The 17,081-nt window shown below is 64.9% G+C and carries 13 protein-coding genes; 3 read left to right on the plus strand and 10 right to left on the minus strand.

All coding sequences use genetic code 11. The annotated features are described in order from the left end of the window. The first annotated feature begins 8 nt into the window (after window positions 1-8). On the plus strand, window positions 9-1,169 hold the full coding sequence (hpnH, locus tag AC0L30_RS08860) for an adenosyl-hopene transferase HpnH (RefSeq protein WP_007593619.1): 1,161 nt from the start codon (window positions 9-11) through the stop codon (window positions 1,167-1,169). A gap of 166 nt (window positions 1,170-1,335) precedes the next feature. Here the strand turns inward: hpnH and AC0L30_RS08865 are convergent, their stop codons facing one another. The 6 genes from AC0L30_RS08865 to AC0L30_RS08890 all read right to left on the minus strand — a co-directional run bounded on the left by AC0L30_RS08865 (window position 1,336) and on the right by AC0L30_RS08890 (window position 7,520). Beyond that, a complete protein-coding gene (locus AC0L30_RS08865) occupies window positions 1,336-2,085 on the minus strand; it encodes a phosphorylase (RefSeq protein ID WP_007593620.1) in 750 nt (249 codons plus the stop codon). After that, complete coding sequence (gene shc / locus AC0L30_RS08870; RefSeq protein WP_473255486.1) at window positions 2,082-4,049, minus strand: squalene--hopene cyclase; 1,968 nt, start codon at window positions 4,047-4,049, stop codon at window positions 2,082-2,084. The genes AC0L30_RS08865 and shc overlap by 4 nt, the downstream gene beginning before the upstream one ends. A 76-nt stretch (window positions 4,050-4,125) precedes the next feature. Then, window positions 4,126-5,379 (minus strand): hydroxysqualene dehydroxylase HpnE, encoded by a 1,254-nt coding sequence (gene hpnE, locus AC0L30_RS08875; protein ID WP_007593622.1) that lies wholly within the window; start codon window positions 5,377-5,379, stop codon window positions 4,126-4,128. Next, window positions 5,379-6,218, minus strand: a complete 840-nt coding sequence (gene hpnD, locus AC0L30_RS08880) for a presqualene diphosphate synthase HpnD (protein WP_007593625.1) — start codon at window positions 6,216-6,218, stop codon at window positions 5,379-5,381. The genes hpnE and hpnD overlap by 1 nt, the downstream gene beginning before the upstream one ends. After that, entirely contained in the window at window positions 6,208-7,092 is an 885-nt protein-coding gene (hpnC, locus tag AC0L30_RS08885) for a squalene synthase HpnC (RefSeq protein WP_007593626.1), read from the minus strand. Before hpnC ends, hpnD begins: the two co-directional genes overlap by 11 nt. Before the next feature lie 194 nt (window positions 7,093-7,286). Further along, a complete protein-coding gene (locus AC0L30_RS08890; RefSeq protein ID WP_007593627.1) occupies window positions 7,287-7,520 on the minus strand; it encodes a hypothetical protein in 234 nt (77 codons plus the stop codon). A gap of 461 nt (window positions 7,521-7,981) precedes the next feature. Here AC0L30_RS08890 and AC0L30_RS08895 point away from each other — a divergent pair, with 461 nt between their 5' ends. Next, window positions 7,982-8,479, plus strand: a complete 498-nt coding sequence (locus AC0L30_RS08895) for a hypothetical protein (protein WP_219684806.1) — start codon at window positions 7,982-7,984, stop codon at window positions 8,477-8,479. Between the two features lie 123 nt (window positions 8,480-8,602). Here the strand turns inward: AC0L30_RS08895 and AC0L30_RS08900 are convergent, their stop codons facing one another. The 4 genes from AC0L30_RS08900 to AC0L30_RS08915 form a co-directional block, all read right to left on the minus strand. After that, window positions 8,603-10,966 (minus strand): efflux RND transporter permease subunit, encoded by a 2,364-nt coding sequence (locus AC0L30_RS08900; RefSeq protein ID WP_473404135.1) that lies wholly within the window; start codon window positions 10,964-10,966, stop codon window positions 8,603-8,605. Between the two features lie 206 nt (window positions 10,967-11,172). Then, a complete protein-coding gene (eutC, locus tag AC0L30_RS08905; RefSeq protein WP_007593630.1) occupies window positions 11,173-11,958 on the minus strand; it encodes an ethanolamine ammonia-lyase subunit EutC in 786 nt (261 codons plus the stop codon). A gap of 6 nt (window positions 11,959-11,964) precedes the next feature. Further along, complete coding sequence (locus tag AC0L30_RS08910) at window positions 11,965-13,551, minus strand: B12-binding domain-containing radical SAM protein (RefSeq protein WP_473404136.1); 1,587 nt, start codon at window positions 13,549-13,551, stop codon at window positions 11,965-11,967. A 152-nt stretch (window positions 13,552-13,703) separates the two neighbouring features. After that, entirely contained in the window at window positions 13,704-15,086 is a 1,383-nt protein-coding gene (locus AC0L30_RS08915) for an ethanolamine ammonia-lyase subunit EutB (RefSeq protein WP_473404137.1), read from the minus strand. 220 nt (window positions 15,087-15,306) lie between these two features. On the opposite strand from AC0L30_RS08915, the gene AC0L30_RS08920 reads away from it, so the two are divergent. Further along, window positions 15,307-17,046, plus strand: a complete 1,740-nt coding sequence (locus AC0L30_RS08920) for a methyl-accepting chemotaxis protein (RefSeq protein WP_473404138.1) — start codon at window positions 15,307-15,309, stop codon at window positions 17,044-17,046. The last annotated feature ends 35 nt before the right edge of the window (window positions 17,047-17,081 follow it).

Below are 17,081 nucleotides of genomic sequence, written 5' to 3' on the forward strand. Positions count from 1 at the left end.
AACTTGTAATGGCTATCCCCTTCTTCAAGGAAATGCGTATCGGCGGCTATTTGATCAAGCAGAAGCTGCTTGGCCGCAAGCGCTATCCGCTCGTGCTGATGCTGGAGCCGCTGTTCCGCTGCAACCTCGCCTGCGTCGGCTGCGGCAAGATCGACTATCCGGATGCGATCCTCAACCGCCGCATGACCGCACAGGAGTGCTGGGACGCGGCCGACGAGTGCGGCGCGCCGATGGTCGCCATCCCCGGCGGCGAGCCGCTGATCCACAAGGAGATCGGCGAGATCGTGCGCGGCCTCGTGGCGCGCAAGAAGTTCGTCTCGCTCTGCACCAACGCTCTGCTGCTCGAGAAGAAGCTCGATCTGTTCGAGCCCTCGCCCTACCTGTTCTTCTCCGTGCACCTCGACGGTCTGAAGGAGCACCACGACAAGGCGGTGTCGCAGAAGGGCGTGTTCGACCGCGCCGTCTCCGCGATCAAGGCGGCCAAGGCCCGCGGCTTCACCGTCAACGTCAACGCCACCATCTTCGACGGCCATCCGGCCGAGGAGATCGCCAAGTTCTTGGATCTCACCGTCGAGCTCGGCGTCGGCGTCTCGATGTCTCCGGGCTACGCCTATGAGCGGGCGCCCGACCAGGAGCACTTCCTCAACCGCACCAAGACCAAGAAGCTGTTCCGCGACGTCTTTGCGATGGGCAAGGGCAAGAAGTGGAATTTCATGCATTCCGGCCTGTTCCTGGACTTCCTCGCCGGCAACCAGGAATACGAGTGCACGCCCTGGGGCATGCCCGCGCGCAACATCTTCGGCTGGCAGAAGCCCTGCTATTTGCTCGGTGAAGGCTACGCAAAAACCTTCAAGGAGCTGATGGACACCACCGACTGGGAGACCTACGGCACCGGCAAGTACGAGAAGTGCGCCGACTGTATGGCCCATTGCGGCTACGAGCCGACCGCGGCGACCGCGGCCATCAACAATCCGCTGAAGGCAATGTGGGTGTCGCTGCGCGGGATCAGGACCACGGGTCCGATGGCCCCGGAGATCGACATGAGCAAGCAGCGCCCGGCGCAGTACATCTTCTCCGCGGAAGTGCAGAAGCGCCTGTCGGAGATCCGCAAGGACGAGGCCGCCGCCGCGCAGGAGAAGGCGGCGCGGAAGGCTTCCACCGCCGCGTAAGCGCGACGCCCGCCCGGATGGAGCGCAAGCGAAATCCGGGACGGCCCCTCTGCTTTGAAGACGTCGGATTGCGCTCCGCTCCATCCGAGCTACGCACACCGAAATAGAAAAGGCCCGATCGCCAATGGCGACCGGGCCTTTTGTTTTTAGTGATCGCAGAAACCGCTCAGGCTGCCTCAGAGACCAGCGCCTCGCTCTCCACGAGCTCGGTACCAATCAAATAGTCGCGGCAACCGCGCAAGCTGCGCAGCGCGCGGTTGAAGTCGAGGCCGGTCGAGACCAGTCCATGCAGCGCGGTCGGATTGCGCACGATGCCGCGCAGCACGGCCAGCACGTCGATCTGGCCGTTCGGCTTGATGGCGGCGCGGGCGAGCGCCGGCAGCGCGCGATGGGCGGGATCGCTGATGACGCGGACCGCGGCGAACGGCAAGCCGGCTTCGGCGGCGTAGGCGGCCGCGATGTGGCTTTCCATGTCGACGGCGGCAGCTCCGGTCTCCGAATGCAGCGCCGCCTTGCAGGAGCGCCTCGTGACCACTTCCTCGGCACCGGCGAGGCTGCCGCGCACCACGCGGCGGCGGCCCGACGTCAGGCGGTCGATCAGGTCGTCGCCGAGCGAGAGGCCAGCGGCCCAGCGCGTGTCGCCCGCGAGCACCTCGGTCGCCAGCACGACGTCGCCGGAGCGCAGCGTCGGGTCGAGCCCGCCGGCCACGCCAAAGGAGATCACACCGCGAATCGTCTCGGGATCCAGCACCGTCAACAGCGCCCGCAACTGGGTCGGGCTGCTCGACGAACAGATCACCGCCATTCCGGGCCCGGCCGCGATGCGGGCCTCCTGAACCAATCCAGTCACGATCAATATCGGCCTCGGATCAACGGTTTGACCCGCGGTAAGATAGTCCCCCGTCCCCAAAGTCACATTCCGACCCCTACCACCCTGCTGTTGGTGTTCCGCAAGTTCCGATACCGCGCCAACGCCCACAGCGGGAAGAACTTCGGGTAACCATGGTACCGTAGATAGAATACACGGGGAAAGCCTGTGGCGGTGTACCGCTGTTCGTCCCACAGTCCTTTTTCGTTCTGTGTTGCAATCAGGTACTCCACCCCGCGGGCGACGGCCGGGTGATCAACCTCGCCAGCAGCCATCAAGGCAAGCAAGGCCCATGCCGTTTGCGATGCGGTCGAGGGGGCGGCTTCCCAGCCTCGGTAGTCCAGCCGGTAGCTGACGGCATCCTCGCCCCAGCCGCCGTCCTGATTCTGGATCGAGGCCAGCCAGCCGGCGGCTTTCCGGATCATGGGGTCGTCATGGCGGACGCCGGCCATGTTGAGGGCGCACAGCACCGACCAGGTTCCATAGATGAAATTCATGCCCCAGCGGCCGTACCAGGACCCTTCGGGGTGCTGGGTCTTCCGCAGGTAGGCGACGCCCTCGGCGACATGCTTGCTGGTCTTCGGGGTCTCGCCGAGCTGGGCCAGCATCGAGATGCAGCGCGCGGTGACGTCCTCGGTCGGCGGGTCGAGCAGCGCGCCATGGTCGGAGAACGGGATGTTGTTCAGATAATATTCGAGGTTGTTGACGTCGAAGGCGGCCCAGCCGCCGTCGTCGCTCTGCATGCCCTCGATCCACTCCCGGGCACGGTCGATCGCGGCGTCATAGCCGGTCGCACCGTGCTCCCGGCGCATCCGGTCCATCGACATCACCACCACCGCGGTGTCGTCGAGATCGGGATAATGGGCATTGTTGTACTGGAAGGCCCAGCCGCCCGGGCGCACGTCGGGCCGCTTCACCGCCCAGTCGCCCTTCACCTCGAGCTCCTGCTTCGGGATCAGCCAGTCGAGACCCTGCTTGGCCGCGGGCACCGCTCTGTCACAGCCGGCTTCGAGCAGCGCGTGGGCGGTCAGCGTCGTGTCCCACACCGGCGAGACGCAGGGCTGGCAATAGGCCTCGTCGTCCTTGATCACGAGCAGCTTGTCGATACCCCGGCGCGTGATCGCGCGCGGCGGATAGGTCTCATCCTTGCCGAGCGCGTCGTACATCATGACGATGTTGGCCATCGGCGGATAGATCGCGCCCATGCCGTCCTCGCCGTTCAACCGCTCCTCGGTGAAGGCGAGCGCGGCATCGATCGCGCGCTTGCGCAGGCTCTTGGGAAACATCGGCTCGACCACGCGCAAAATGCCGTCGAGCGCGCGGAACAGCACGAACCAGGCCATGCTCTGGTGCGGCGCCTTGGCCGTCATGCCAATCGAGCGCGGATCCTGCAGGAACAGCTCGTCGATGCCGACACCCTTGGGATTCTTCGCCCGTGGCTTCAGCGCGGCGATGACCATCAGCGGCACCATGGTGGTGCGTGCCCAGTAGGAGATCTTGTTGATGTGGAACGGCGACCAGAACGGCAGCAGCACGATCTCGATCGGCAGCACCGGTACCGCGCGCCAGGTCACGACGCCAAACATCGCAAGCATGAAGCGCGTGAAGACGTTGCTGTGAATGGCGCCGCCGCGGGAATGGATCGCCTCGCGTGCACGCACCATGTGCGGCGCGTCGATGGAATCCCCGATCATCTTCAACGCGAAATACGCCTTCACGCTGGCGCTCATGTCGAACTCGCCATCATGCACCAGCGGCCAGCCGCCATGGACGCCCTGAACGCGGCGAAGATAATTGGCGATCTTGGCTTCGAGCACGGCATCGACCGGCTCGGCGAGATAATGGCGCAGCAGCACGTATTCGGCCGGAATCGTGCAATCGGCCTCGAGCTCGAACACCCAATGCCCGTCGGATTGCTGGAAGCCGAGGACGCCTTCGGTGGCCGACGCAATGCTCGATGCCAAGTTCCCGAATTCTTGGGCTTCGCGGCTGGTCGCGTTCACGGAATCCATCTCGCTCGATTGCTCCGATAGTCGATTGAATTGGCCGAAATTGACCGGGACAAATACCCGTCAGGGCCGCCTGTCACTATCCCTTGGCGGCCAGAACCAGATCGGCGGCGCGATCACCGGATCGGACCGATCCCTCGATGGTTGCAGGCAATCCCGTAGCAGTCCAATCGCCTGCAAGAAACAGGTTTTTCAGCGCAGTGACCGGCCCTGGACGCAGGGCATTCTGCGCCGGCGTCGCCGCGAATGTGGCACGGCGCTCGCGCACGATCTGCCAAGGGGGCAGCTCGCCGGACACACCGCCCGCCTTGCACACGTCGTTCCAGATCGCCTGCGCGAGTTCCTCGCGCGGCATCTCGACCAGACGGTCGCCGTTGCTGATGGTGACGGACAGCCGGTTCGGGAACGCAAACAGCCATTCCACGACGCCGCCGATCACGCCGAGGATCGGAGCCGATCCCGCTGGCGGCTCAACGCGGAAATGCGCATTCACGATGGCGCGGAATTCGGTCGGCGTCTTCAGGCCCGGCAGCAGGTTGGAGGCAGCGCGCGGCGGTACCGCCATCACGACGACGTCGCCCTCGCCGATTTGGATCACATCTTCGCCGCCGAAATTCAGCGCGCCGACCTTGCCGTCATGGGTCGCAAACGAGCGCAGCTCATGGCCGAGCTGAACGCTGTGCCCGCGCTCCTGCAGGAACGTCACGGCAGGCTCGATCAGCACCGCGCTGAGCCCGTCGCGCGCGATCAGGGGACGGCAGGCCTGCCCGCCGGCGAGCAGCGTCTCGCGCACGATCGCGCCGGCCAGCCCCGCCGAGCCTTCGGGTGGATCGACGTTGAGCGCCGCCAGCAGCAGCGGCTGCACCAGGCGCTGATAGAGCACGCCCTCGCAGGGAATGGACTTGCCGACCAGCGTCTCTTCCGATGCCCAGATCAGCGGCGCCAGCTTCAGGTAATCGGTCAACCCGGTGTCGGGGACGCGGCGGCTCTCGTCGAGCACCCAGGTCGGGAGCCGGCCGTCGCCGAGGTCAATCTGCCAGCGCTGCCCGGTCGTGAGGTCGACAAAGGGAAACTGCGCGCGCTCCGGACCGACGAGGCCCGCTTCAGTGCCGATCGAGCGCGCGTAGGCGCGCGCATGGCTGTTGCCGGACAGCAGCAGATGGTTGCCGTTGTCGATAGTGAGATTGGTGGCGCCGTCGAAATAAGAACGGCAGCGGCCGCCGGCCTGCTGGGTCGCCTCGTGCACGGCGACCTTGAAGCCGGCATTGGCAAGCCGCACGGCGGCGGAGAGGCCGGAAATTCCAGCGCCAATGATGTGAGCTGTTTTTTGCATCAGATGAGAGCGTATCGGAGCAGGATGGCGATGCGTGTGATCTTCGACACACGCACCGGCTCACGCGGCGCGTTGAACCCGCGCGCGATCAGAAGATCCAGAATGGCATGATAGTATTTCGACATCATCCGGGGCGCGCGCACCGCGCGGCGCCGATTGCGGTTCATGATCTCGTCCGACTTCTCGAAATACACCTTTGCGCGCTGCGCCAGCGGCAGGCAGACCTTCGGCAGCGCGCGCTCGACGATCACGCGGTCCGGATCGTTGGAAGTGATGCCGGCATGCAGCAGCGCTTCGCGCGGTAGATAGAGCCGGCCGAGGCCCGCGTCCTCGTCGATGTCGCGCAGGATGTTGGTGAGCTGGAGCGCGCGGCCGAGATGATGGGCGAGCTCGATGCCGTCTTCTTCCGGCAGGCCGAAGACGCGGACCGACAGCCGCCCCACGGCACTCGCGACGCGATCGCAGTAGAGATCCAGCGTCGCCATGTCGGGCGCGCGGATGTCCTGCGGCACGTCCATCTCCATGCCGTCGACGATCGCGAGGAAATCCTCGCGCTTGAGGCCGAAGGTCTTCACCGAGGCGACGTAGTCCTTCAGCCGTGGCGGCGGATTGCCCTGGTAGAGCGCATCGATGTCGTTGCGCCACGCCTGAAGGGCGGCGAGCCGCTCGTCGCGCGGTCCGTCGGAATCGGCGATGTCGTCGACCTGGCGGCAGAAGCTGTAGATCTGGAACATCGCTTCGCGCTGGTCGTGCGGCAGGATGCGCATCGCGGCGTAGAACGAACTGCCGGATGCGGTCGAGCCATAATTGGCGCCGGGCGAGGTCGCCTCAAGCGTCATGTGCAGTCCCCGGTCTTGAAATGGCCTTGCGTCCGACCGCGCGGCGGCCGACTTCGCCGATCATGCCGGCGAGGCTGAAGGTGAGGAGCTCGAGCTTGTTCAGGTGCACGCGCTCGCGCAGGGGATCGCGCACCTTCAACAGGCGCACGATGCGGTCGGCATAAGCCTGGATCACCGAGACCTCGATGCCGAGGCGGAAATCCCTGATCTCCGCAGCTAGCGACCTGCCCTCGTCGAGCAGCGCTTCGTTGCGCACGGCGAGAGCCTGAAGGCAGGCCAGCATCGCCGGTGGCGATTGCGCCTCTCCGAGCTGCTCGACCGAGGCGCCACTCGCGGCCAGCGCATCGCGCGGCAGATAGACGCGGTTGAGCTCGCGGAAATCCTTGCCGCAATCCTGGAGATGGTTGTTGATCTGCAGCGCTGCACAGAGCGCATCGGACGCGGCCCAGGTCGAGGTGCTCTCACCATGGACGTCGAGCATGAAGCGGCCGACCGGCATCGCCGAGTAGCGGCAATAATGGATGACCTCGTCCCAATTCTCGTAGCGCAACTTGGTCACGTCCATGCGGAACGCGATGAGCACGTCGAGCGCGTGGCGCGGCGCCATACCGCGTTCGGCCAGTGCGTGCCGCAGGCTGACGGCCTCGGCCTGGGTGTCGCCTTTGCCGAGCAATTCCGCCTCGAGCAGGTCGAGATAAGCGAGCTTCTCGTCCGGCGGCAGCGTGGCGTGGTCGGCGATGTCGTCGGCGGTGCGAACGAAATTGTAATACGCCAGGATCAGCGCGCGATGACGCGGATGAATGATCCAGGACGCGACGGGAAAATTCTCGTCGCGCTCACCCTTGCCGGATCGCAATTCGCTCGCAGAGGTCATCGAGGGCTGGTCTACAATCGTTTGGACAGGAAGGGCTTTTTCGCTCGCGCTAGCCCGTGCGGGCGATGCCGCCGCGGCCCCCATATAGGGGAATACGGCCGCAAAACCAATCCTGTCTCTCGATGGCTGCCCTTTGCGGATCAGGCCCGAAAAGGCGGCCCCGGAGGCCGCCTTTTGTGGGCCAGTGGCCGAGCTTACTGGTTGTGGTTCTTCAGGACCTGGTCGCAGGCCTGCGAAATCTTGGCCCGGTTCTCCTTGAGGCAGGCCAGGATGGTGAAATCGCCCTGGTCGATGACCGGACGGCAGAGCTTCTGCACATCGCGCGAGCAGGCCTTCTGCTCGGCGTCCGTGCCGCGCCCTTGCTGGGCGAACGCTGCGGTCGAGAGGGAGGCCGACAGCAAGGTGAGAGCGACGAGAAGCTTACGCATTGTATTCCTTCATTCTGACGGCAGAATCGCACCAATCCCGGACAGCACAGGGCGACGACCGGAACGGATTGTTCTGATGGCAAGTCGCCGCGGGAGTAGCGGCCTCGGAGAAGGCACAAGCACTGGCAAATGCGGCCAAATTGGCGCCACGTCCACCAGATCAGGTCTTCCCTGCGCCTTCTGTGACAAATGTAAGAGACTGATACTACGTCATAATTCGGGTACGCCGCGTTTTGCTGCGCACCTGTTGCAGAGCTGCATCTCTACATCCCGCCATGGGCCCCAGAAACATGCCGAAACGCAGAGAATCCGGAGGCCGATCATGGCAAGTGCGCTTCGCGATGCCGACATGTGGGCGGCCGGCCATTGAACCTGACACAGGCTCGGAACACTAAACCTTCGATGTGGCGAGACGTCCTTGGTGACAAGCGGACGTCGTTCCAAAACGGGATATTTTGAAGATGAATTTTTTTGGGCGATCTGAACTGGCAATCAAGGCGGCCGGCATCGGCGCTGTGCTGCTGTTCTCAGTTTCGGCAAGTCAGGCTCAGTCGTCCGGACCGTTTGCAGGTTTCGAGGGCGCATGGACCGGCACGGGTACGGTGTCGCTGTCCGACGGCTCCACCGAGCGCATCCGTTGCAAGGCCGACTACAAAGTTGCCGGCACCGGTCTCAGCCTCAAGCAGGCGTTGCACTGCGCGTCCGACAGCTACAAGTTCGACCTCACCAGCGACGTGACCAGCCAGGGCGAGCGGATCTCCGGCAATTGGAGCGAGACCAACCGCAACATCTTCGGCAATCTGCAAGGCACCGCCGGTGGCGGCCAGATCGAGGTGTTCGTCGAGGCCAACGGCTTTGCCGCCAATTTGTCGCTGCGCACCAACGGCACCAAGCAAACGGTGCAGATCTCATCCAAGGGCGAGATTCGCGGCGTCAACATCACGATGACGAAGGGCTGACGGCTCTTACCGCTTCGAAAGCAACAAGCCCCGGTTCTCGCGAACCGGGGCTTTGTTGTTTTCGGGAGACGCGGCGCAATCGCCCGGACCGCGCCGATTCGAGTGTCTGATGAACGAAGCCGTTCAGATCGCCGGCTTGTCGCCCTGAAGCTTGGCGTGCAGATTGATCAACCACATCGCCGTCGGCCGCAGGATGAAGAGGTCGGCGACGAGCGCCATCACCATCGAGAAGGCGCTGAGCCAGCCGAACAGCCGTAGCGACGGCAGGTCGGAGAACACCGTGACGACGAGACCGCAGGCCAGCACCAGCGTGGTCAGGATCAAGGCCGGGCCGACCAGCACGGTGGCGCGCTCCACCGCGAGCGCCGAGCCGACGCCCGGCTTGCTCTCGAGCCTGAGGCGGTTGAGGAAATGGATGGTGGCGCTTAAGCCGAGGCCGAACGAAACGGTCAGAGCCACGACGCTGGCGAATTGCAGTCCCTCACCCATCGCCCACAGCACCGTTCCCGACATCACAACGGGGAAGATGCCCGGCAGGATGCAGGCGAACATCACCACCCAGGAACGGAAGGCCAGGCCGATGAAGATCGCGACCAGCGCGAATTCGACGGTCAGCCCACGGTTGAGCTTCTCGATCATGCCGGCCGAGTTGCGCGCGGCAATCGCGGCAAGACCCGTGACCGCCACTTCATAGCCGGGATGCTTCTTGCGCACGGCGTCGAGCTCGGTATCGAGCTTGTCGACGATCGGAAGGAGCTGGCTGGAATCCTTGTCCGGCACGCGACCTGCGACCACGACGGCGTCCTGCTCGGCATCGATGAACCGGCGCACCAGATGCTCCGGAATGACGCTGACATATTCCTTCAGGGTCGCGACGTCGGCGCTGCCGGCCTTGTCCGCGAGCCAGCGGCGCAGGGTCTCGACCGACCAGACATTGCCGACACCGGCTGCCTTCTCCACCCTCGCGTGCACATCCGCGATGGTCTGCAGCGTCTCCGGCGAATAGAGCGATTCACCCTTGGGGAACTGGATCAGAACGTTGACCGGGTTGGCGCCGGTGAGCTTGGCGTCGAGCCGGTCGCTGGCGGCGACCGCCTGGCGCTTGTCCGGCACCTGGTCGGCGAGCCGGTAGCGCGGCTCCAGATTTGCGTAGATGACGCCGAGGCCCGCCACGAACACCACCGCGATCAGGCTGAACAGGCCAGGACGGCCCACCATGCGCACCGCGATCCAGTAGCAGAAATTACGCAGCGCCTGCACGCCGGCATCCGCGCTCTGGAACTTGGTCGCAAAGACCTTCTCGTTGCGCACCAGCAGCACGCCGAACACCGGCACCAGCGACAACACCGCGACCAGCGCGATGATGGTGGCGGCGAGACCCGCCTCGCCAAACTTGCGGATCAGATCGGAGTCGGAGAACTGGAGCGCGATGAAGGAAATGCCGGCGGTGCCGTGCGTCAGCACGCAGGCCGGTCCCACCACCAGCACCGCGTTCTTGAACGCGGTGAACTTGTCCTGGCCCGCGATCAGCCGGTCGCGCGCGGCGAAGGTGAGCTGCATCGAGTCCGAGAAGCTGATGACCATGATGAGCGGCGTCATCACGTTCAGGAACATGTTGAGGTTGAAATTGGCCCAGCCGAGCGCGCCGAGCGCCAGCAGGATCGCAATCATCGGCGGGAACGCCGCCGCCACCATGAACGAGATCTTGCGGAAGAAGATGATGGCGATGACACAGCCGGCGAGAATGCCGAGGATGTTGTAGGTGAGCCCGTCGCGCTCGACCGCGTTGCGGATCTCGAGCTGCATCACCGGCACGCCGGAAAGCTGCACGTTGAGGCCGGTGTCGCCGAGGTCTTCCTTCATCAGCGCGCGGATGTCGGCGACGGTCTTGGTCAGCTTGTTGGAGGCGACCACCTCCGGATCGAGCGAAAGCACGATCAGCGCCAGCGTGCCGTCCTCGGACAACAGCTTGCCGCGGATGATCTCGTTGGCTTTGACGCCCTCGATGAACTTGTCATAGGCCGCGCCCTCGGGCAGCTCGGGCGGGAACAAGGCTGCGGGAAGCTTGCCCGGCGCCGGCGCCTGACGCGCGGAGAACAGCGAGACCAGTCCGCGCGTACCCTCCACCAGCTGCATGTCGGTGACGAAGTCGCGCAGCTTCTCGAGGTTGTTCCGCGCCAGCAGGGTCTTGCCCTCGACTACGACGAGGACGTCGAATTCTTCGGCCGGGAACTTCTTGGTCACCGCTTCGTACTGGCGGAATTCCGGCGTGTTGGACCGGAACAGCTGCGACAGCGAATCGTCGATCTTGATCCGATGGATGCCGAACACGGCGCCGACGATCAGGACGAGCAGGACGATGCAGGAGACGATGGGCGCCCGGACGGCGAACAGCCCGATGCGCTCCAGCCCGAAGGCGATCGAGGACGCAGGTCCCTGCTCGACCTTGTCGACATGAACCTCACTCTCGCTGTGCTTTTCGAGCATGCCTTGTCCAGTTCCTAAATCGGCTCGGGTCTGTGAGCTTGTCGCGCCCCGCGAACGGCTTGAAAATGCCATACCAATGGGAGGCTTGCCCTTTGAAAATGCGCAGAAAATCGCCGCGAGGGGTTTAGCAGGTCAATCGCCCTTCTCGCAAGCAGGCGGAGTGTGGCCGAATCGATCAAGATGTGGCGATTTTGCCTTAATGCCCTTCATTCGGGCAAAGCCGTGCCAATTCGACGCGGCGCGCGGTCCGCGCTCTCGTCCTTCAGCGCCACACCGCTCACTTCCCGCGCGAGCCCCTCGCGGACCAGCCAGGCGATCTTGAAAGCAGCCTCGTCATAGCTCAACCCGGCCTTGTGGATGTTCGACACGCAATTGCGCTCGGCATCGGTGCGGCCCGGCTTCGGGGCGAAAGTCAGATAGGCGCCGAGACTGTCGGGCGCCGACAGGCCCGGCCGCTCGCCGATCAGCGTCACGACCATGCGCGCGCCGAGAATGGCGCCGATCTCGTCGCCGAGCGCGACACGCGCGCCTGAGGCGACCACGACATGGCCGATCGCGACACCATCGCCGGCTGCGAGCAACGGCAGCAGGCGCATCACCAGCGCGGCCGCATGGGCGTGGACCGCCGCAGCCGACAGCCCATCGCCAATCACGACCGCGAGTTGGCACGGCTCCGAGGCGCTCCGCGCCAGAGCCTCGACTGATCCGGCATCCAGCAGTCTGCCCAGATCGGGCCGCCGCAAATAGTCCCTGCGGTCGACCGCCCGGCTGTTCGCCTCGGTGACGACGAGGCCGAGCGCGCGGAGATCCGCGACCAGCCGCGGCGCATCGAACACGGCATGTACGGCATCGCGGGCGCGGGCATGGTCCAGCGTGAAATCGAGCAGTGCCCGCGTCGGCAGGCTCGCGCCGCTGCGCCCGAGCGCGACGCGCGCGGGCGTAAGCGACCGCAGATCGAGGGTCGGACGACGCGGGATGGCCGGATCAGACATGTTGTGTCATTCGGCGGGGACGGAGGCCTCGCGTAGCCGGATCGAATAGTTCGAGGCGTTCTGCTGGCCGGTCGAGGCCGCCCGCGCAAAGGTGATGAGATGGTGCGCGATCAGAGTGCAGCCGATCAGACCTTCGAGGTCGCCGCGCTTGATGCGGCCCAGCGCGAACTTCCAGAACACGCGCTTGTAGTCGCCGAGCACGCCGACCTTCCAGAAGATGTTTCGCAGCATGACGAGGCCGCGCCTGATGTTGGGCCAGGTCTTCATCTCGTCCGGCGTCCGCATCTTCAGGCGATGCACGTAAACGTGGTCGCATTGATACTGGAAGCGCGCGTAGACCTTCTCGGGCTCGTAGGCGACGGCCATGGCGTGTTTCCAGGATGCGACGACGTCGTCGTAGGGCAACAGGAAGTTGACATTGGAATCGCGGCCGTCGTCCTCGACCAGGCGTCCCTCGCGCTCCAGACGGTCCCATAGCGGCGTCTTCGGCAGCGCCTGAAGCAGGTTGATCGTGAGCAGCGGAATCCGGGAGTCCTCGACGAAGGCGAGCAGCGCCTCCGAAGTGTTGGGCTTGTCGGTGTCGAGCCCCATGATGATGCCGGACACGACCTCCATGCCGTAGGAGTTGATGGTTTGCACGCCCTCGAGGATCGGGACCATCATGTTGTGGTCCTTGTGCATCGCCTTCAGCGCATCGGGATCGGGCGTCTCGATGCCGCAGAAGATGGTGACGAAATAGGCCTCGCGCATCTTCTCGAGGATTTCCGGCCGCTTGGCGATGTTGAGCGTCGCCTCGCAGGCGAGCCGCACCATATAGCCGGTCCTCTTCTGCCATTCGATCAGATGCGGCAAGAGGTCCAGCGCCGCCTTGCGGTTGCCGATGAAATTGTCGTCGACGAAATAGACCGTGTCGGTCATGCCGCATTCGCGCAGGCGGTCGAGTTCGGCGATGATCTGCTCCGGCGATTTGATGCGCGGATTGCGGCCGTACAGCCCGGGGATGTCGCAGAACTCGCACTGATACGGACAGCCGCTGGAATACTGGATGCTGCCGAGGAAGTATTTCTTCACGTCGGCGAGCTCGTAGGCCGGGATCGGAAACTCCGTCATCGGCACGCGGTCTTTGGTGGTCAGAACCACCTGGGTCTCGGGACGCGAGATGTCGCGCGACAGTATTTCGAGCAGCTGATTGGTGGCGTCGCCGAGCTCACCGACATGGAGATAGTCGAACGACGGATAGTAATCCGGGCAGGCGCTGACGGAGGGACCGCCAAGCGCGACCGGCAGGTCGAACTCATGGGCGCGGCGGCAGATGTCGTTCATCTGCTGGCGCTGGATGTGCATGCCGCTGACGAAGACCACCTCCGCCCATTCGAACTCCTCCTTCGTCGTACGGCGCAGGTTCTCGTCGACGAATTTGACCTGCCATTCCCTGGGCAGATAGGCGGCGAGCAGCAAAAGTCCCTGCGGCGGCATGAAGGCGCGGACGCCATCGGTCAGGGGGTAGGAATGCTCGAACGTCCCGAACGACGATGTGTATCGCGGAAACACGCAGAGAATCCGCCGGGACGTCCCGTTACTTTCAGCTCGCATCAAAGCTCCCCCGCCACGCTCGACTTAGCTGCGGAAATTGCCAGACAGCCACATAGCGTAATGCTGCCGCCGGAATTTCTCAATATTGTGGCATGAGCATAATTCCTTAGGGCACCAATGGTTTCCTCGGGCCGCCGGGTGCTTCCGCCGCGTCACGCGATCAGCCGGGAGGCAAAATCGGGCAGCAGGCCTGCATCGCCGGCAAGACGGAAATCGGCGCCCGCAATGCCGGACCGCACCAGCCAATCGTCGAATTCCGGCGCGCGGCGCAGTCCGAAGACGTCGCGGACATAGAGCGCGTCGTGAAAAGACGTGGACTGATAGTTCAGCATGACGTCATCGGCGCCGGGGACACCCATGATGAAGGTGACGCCGGCGGCAGCGAGCAACGTCAGCAGATTGTCCATGTCGTCCTGGTCCGCCTCGGCGTGGTTGGTGTAGCAAATGTCGATGCCGAGCGGCAGGCCGAGCAGCTTGCCGCAAAAGTGATCCTCCAGCCCGGCCCGGATGATTTCCTTGCCGTCGTAGAGATATTCCGGGCCGATGAAGCCGACCACGCTGTTGACCAGGAGGGGCGCAAAGGCGCGGGCCACCGCATAGGCGCGCGCCTCGCAGGTCTGCTGGTCGACGCCGTGATGGGCGTTGGCCGATAGCGCCGAGCCTTGCCCGGTCTCGAAATACATCACGTTCTGCCCAACCGTACCGCGCCTCTGCGACAACCCGGCCTCTTGCGCCTCCTTGAGAAGCGCGAGGTCGATACCAAAACTGCGGTTGGCAGCCTCAGTGCCGGCGACCGACTGGAACACGAGGTCGACCGGCGCCCCCTGCCCGATCAGCGACAGCGTCGTGGTGACATGGGTCAGCACGCAGCCCTGTGTCGGGATCTTCAGCCGCGCGATGACCTCGTCGAGCAGCCGCAGCAATTGGCCGATCACGGCCGGGTCGTCGCTCGCCGGGTTGATGCCGATGCAGGCATCGCCGGCGCCGAGCAGGATGCCGTCGAGGATGGAGGCGGTGATGCCCCTGGCGTCGTCGAAGGGATGGTTGGGCTGCAGCCGGGTGCTCATCCGACCCTTCAGGCCGATGGTGTTGCGGAAAGCGGTGGTGATCTCGCATTTCCGCGCCGCCAGGATCAGATCCTGGTTGCGCATCAGCTTCGAGACCGCGGCGGCCATCTCCGGGGTGATGCCGCCGGCCAGCTTGCGCAAGACTTCGGGTGTCGCGGCGTCCGATAGCAGCCAGTCGCGAAAGGCGCCGACCGTCAGCGAAGCCACCGGCGCGAAGGCCTTGGCGTCGTGGCTGTCGATGACGAGGCGGGTGACCTCGTCGGTCTCATAGGGGATGACGGCTTCCTGCAAGAACTGCCCGAGCGGGACGTCGGCCAGCGCCATCCGCGCCGCGATCATCTGTTCGGCACTGGCGGCGGCGATCCCGGCCAGGCGGTCGCCGGAGCGCGGCGGCGTCGCCTTGGCGAGCAGGTCGCGCAAATCCGGGAACGTGTAGGTCGTGGCGTCGATGGTGTGGCGGTAGACCAAGGGTCTCTCCGGGGTTCGTCGGCCAGTGACCGAGTCCAGCACGATCCCAAGACTATACCTTCAGATCAAGACGCTGAAATATCTACCTTTCCTTCGACCGAGGGCGAAGGGCGCCAAACCCGGCGTTAACGCCGCGTCCATCTTCATTCTGCATAGTTTTGCAATAATTTGCACGACCGCGCTCTCCGGCCGCTCCCGGCCATTCGGGCCTCTGAAAACCATGACAACTGACCGACCTGGGAATGCCACCGGCCTCGCCGGCCGCTTCACGCTTGCCAACAAGCTCTACGCCATCTTCGCGCTGTTCGCGATTCTCACGGCGGCGATCGCGATGCTGTCCGACTACAACAGCCGCCGCGGCGCCGAGCTGACCACCGCGATCGAGACCGCGAACGCCGCCGCGCTGAACGTCGAGCGGGTCAACTCGCTGGTCTATGCGGTCGTGATGGAATCGCGCGGCGTCTACATGTCGACTGAACCGGCCGTGGTGAAGAAGTACGGCGAGGGCCTGCTCAAGTTCAACGCCCAGATCCTTGACGTCGTGAAGCGCTGGGAGACCATCGTCAAGGCTGACGATGCCGAGCAGTTCGCCACGTTCAAGAAGCGCATCGAGCAGTTCGTCGAGTTTCGCAAGGAGCTGGTGCGCCGCGGCGTCGAGATCAATGCGGCCGCGGGCCGCGAATGGGGCGACAACGACGCCAACCGCGCCGTGCGCTCGGCGCTGAACAAGGATCTCGAGGCGCTGTCCAAGGTCTATGCCGAGCGTGCAAGGCAAATCGCGCACGAGACCGAGACCAATCGCACCCTGTCCTTGGTCCTGACCTGCCTCGCCGGCGTGGCGCTCGCCCTCGTCGTGATCGGCATCGTCATCATCGCCCGCTCGATCGCACGCCCCCTCTCCGCCATCACCGCGACCATCAAGCAGGTCGCTGACGGCGCCGAGAACGTCGTGGTGCCCCACTCTGACCGGGCCGACGAGATCGGCGCACTGGCACGCGCGATCCAGATCTTCCAGGACGCGATGGCGCGCAACCGCAACCTCGCCTCGCAGGTCTCGCAGGACTCCGCCGCGCGCGAGGAGCGCGCCCGCCACATCGAACAATCCGTCGACGCGTTTCGCGAGGCGATCGGCGCGATCATGCGCGGCCTCAGCGACAACGCCTCGGTCATGCGCGAGACGGCGCAGACCATCACCCGCGTCACCGCGGACGCGAGCAGCCGCGCCGGCACGGCGGCGAACGCCACCGAACAGGCTTCGCACAACGTCACGGCGGTGGCAGGCGCGGCCGAGGAGCTGTCTGCGTCGGTGGTGGAGATCGGCCGGCAGGTGCGGCAATCCGCCAGCGCGGTCGAGCAGACCGGCCAGCGCACCGAGAAATCGATCGCCGACATCGAGAGCCTGGCGGCCGCCACGCAACGCATCGACGGCGTGCTCAGCCTGATCCAGGCGATCGCCGAGCAGACCAATCTGCTCGCGCTCAATGCCACCATCGAGGCCGCGCGCGCGGGCGATGCCGGCCGCGGCTTTGCCGTCGTCGCGCATGAAGTCAAGGCGCTCGCGGGGCAGACCGCGAAGGCCACGGCCGACATCAGCGAAAACGTCTCGATGATCCAGTCCTCCACCCGCAACGCGGTCGACGCCGTCCGCGAGATCGGCGGCGCAGTGCGCGAGATCAACGACGTCACCTCGGCGATCGCCGGCGCCATCGGCCAGCAGGACGCCGCCACGCGCGAGATCTCGTCCAACGCGCAATCGGCGGCCCAAGGCAACGAGACCCTCGTCGCCAACATCAGCTCGCTCCGCGACGCCATCGGCGAGACCGACACTGCAGCCTCCTCGGTGCTGACGGCTGCGAGCAGCGTGACCGAGACGGCGGAGACGCTGTCGCGCGAGGTGGAGAAGTTCTTCCAGAACCTGCGCTCGGGCGCAGCGGACGGCCGCGTCGCCAAGGCGGGCTAGCAGCACGTCCATCGCCAGCAGAGTCGGCGGTGGGG

It is taken from the genome of Bradyrhizobium sp. MI1.11, assembly GCF_055811255.1.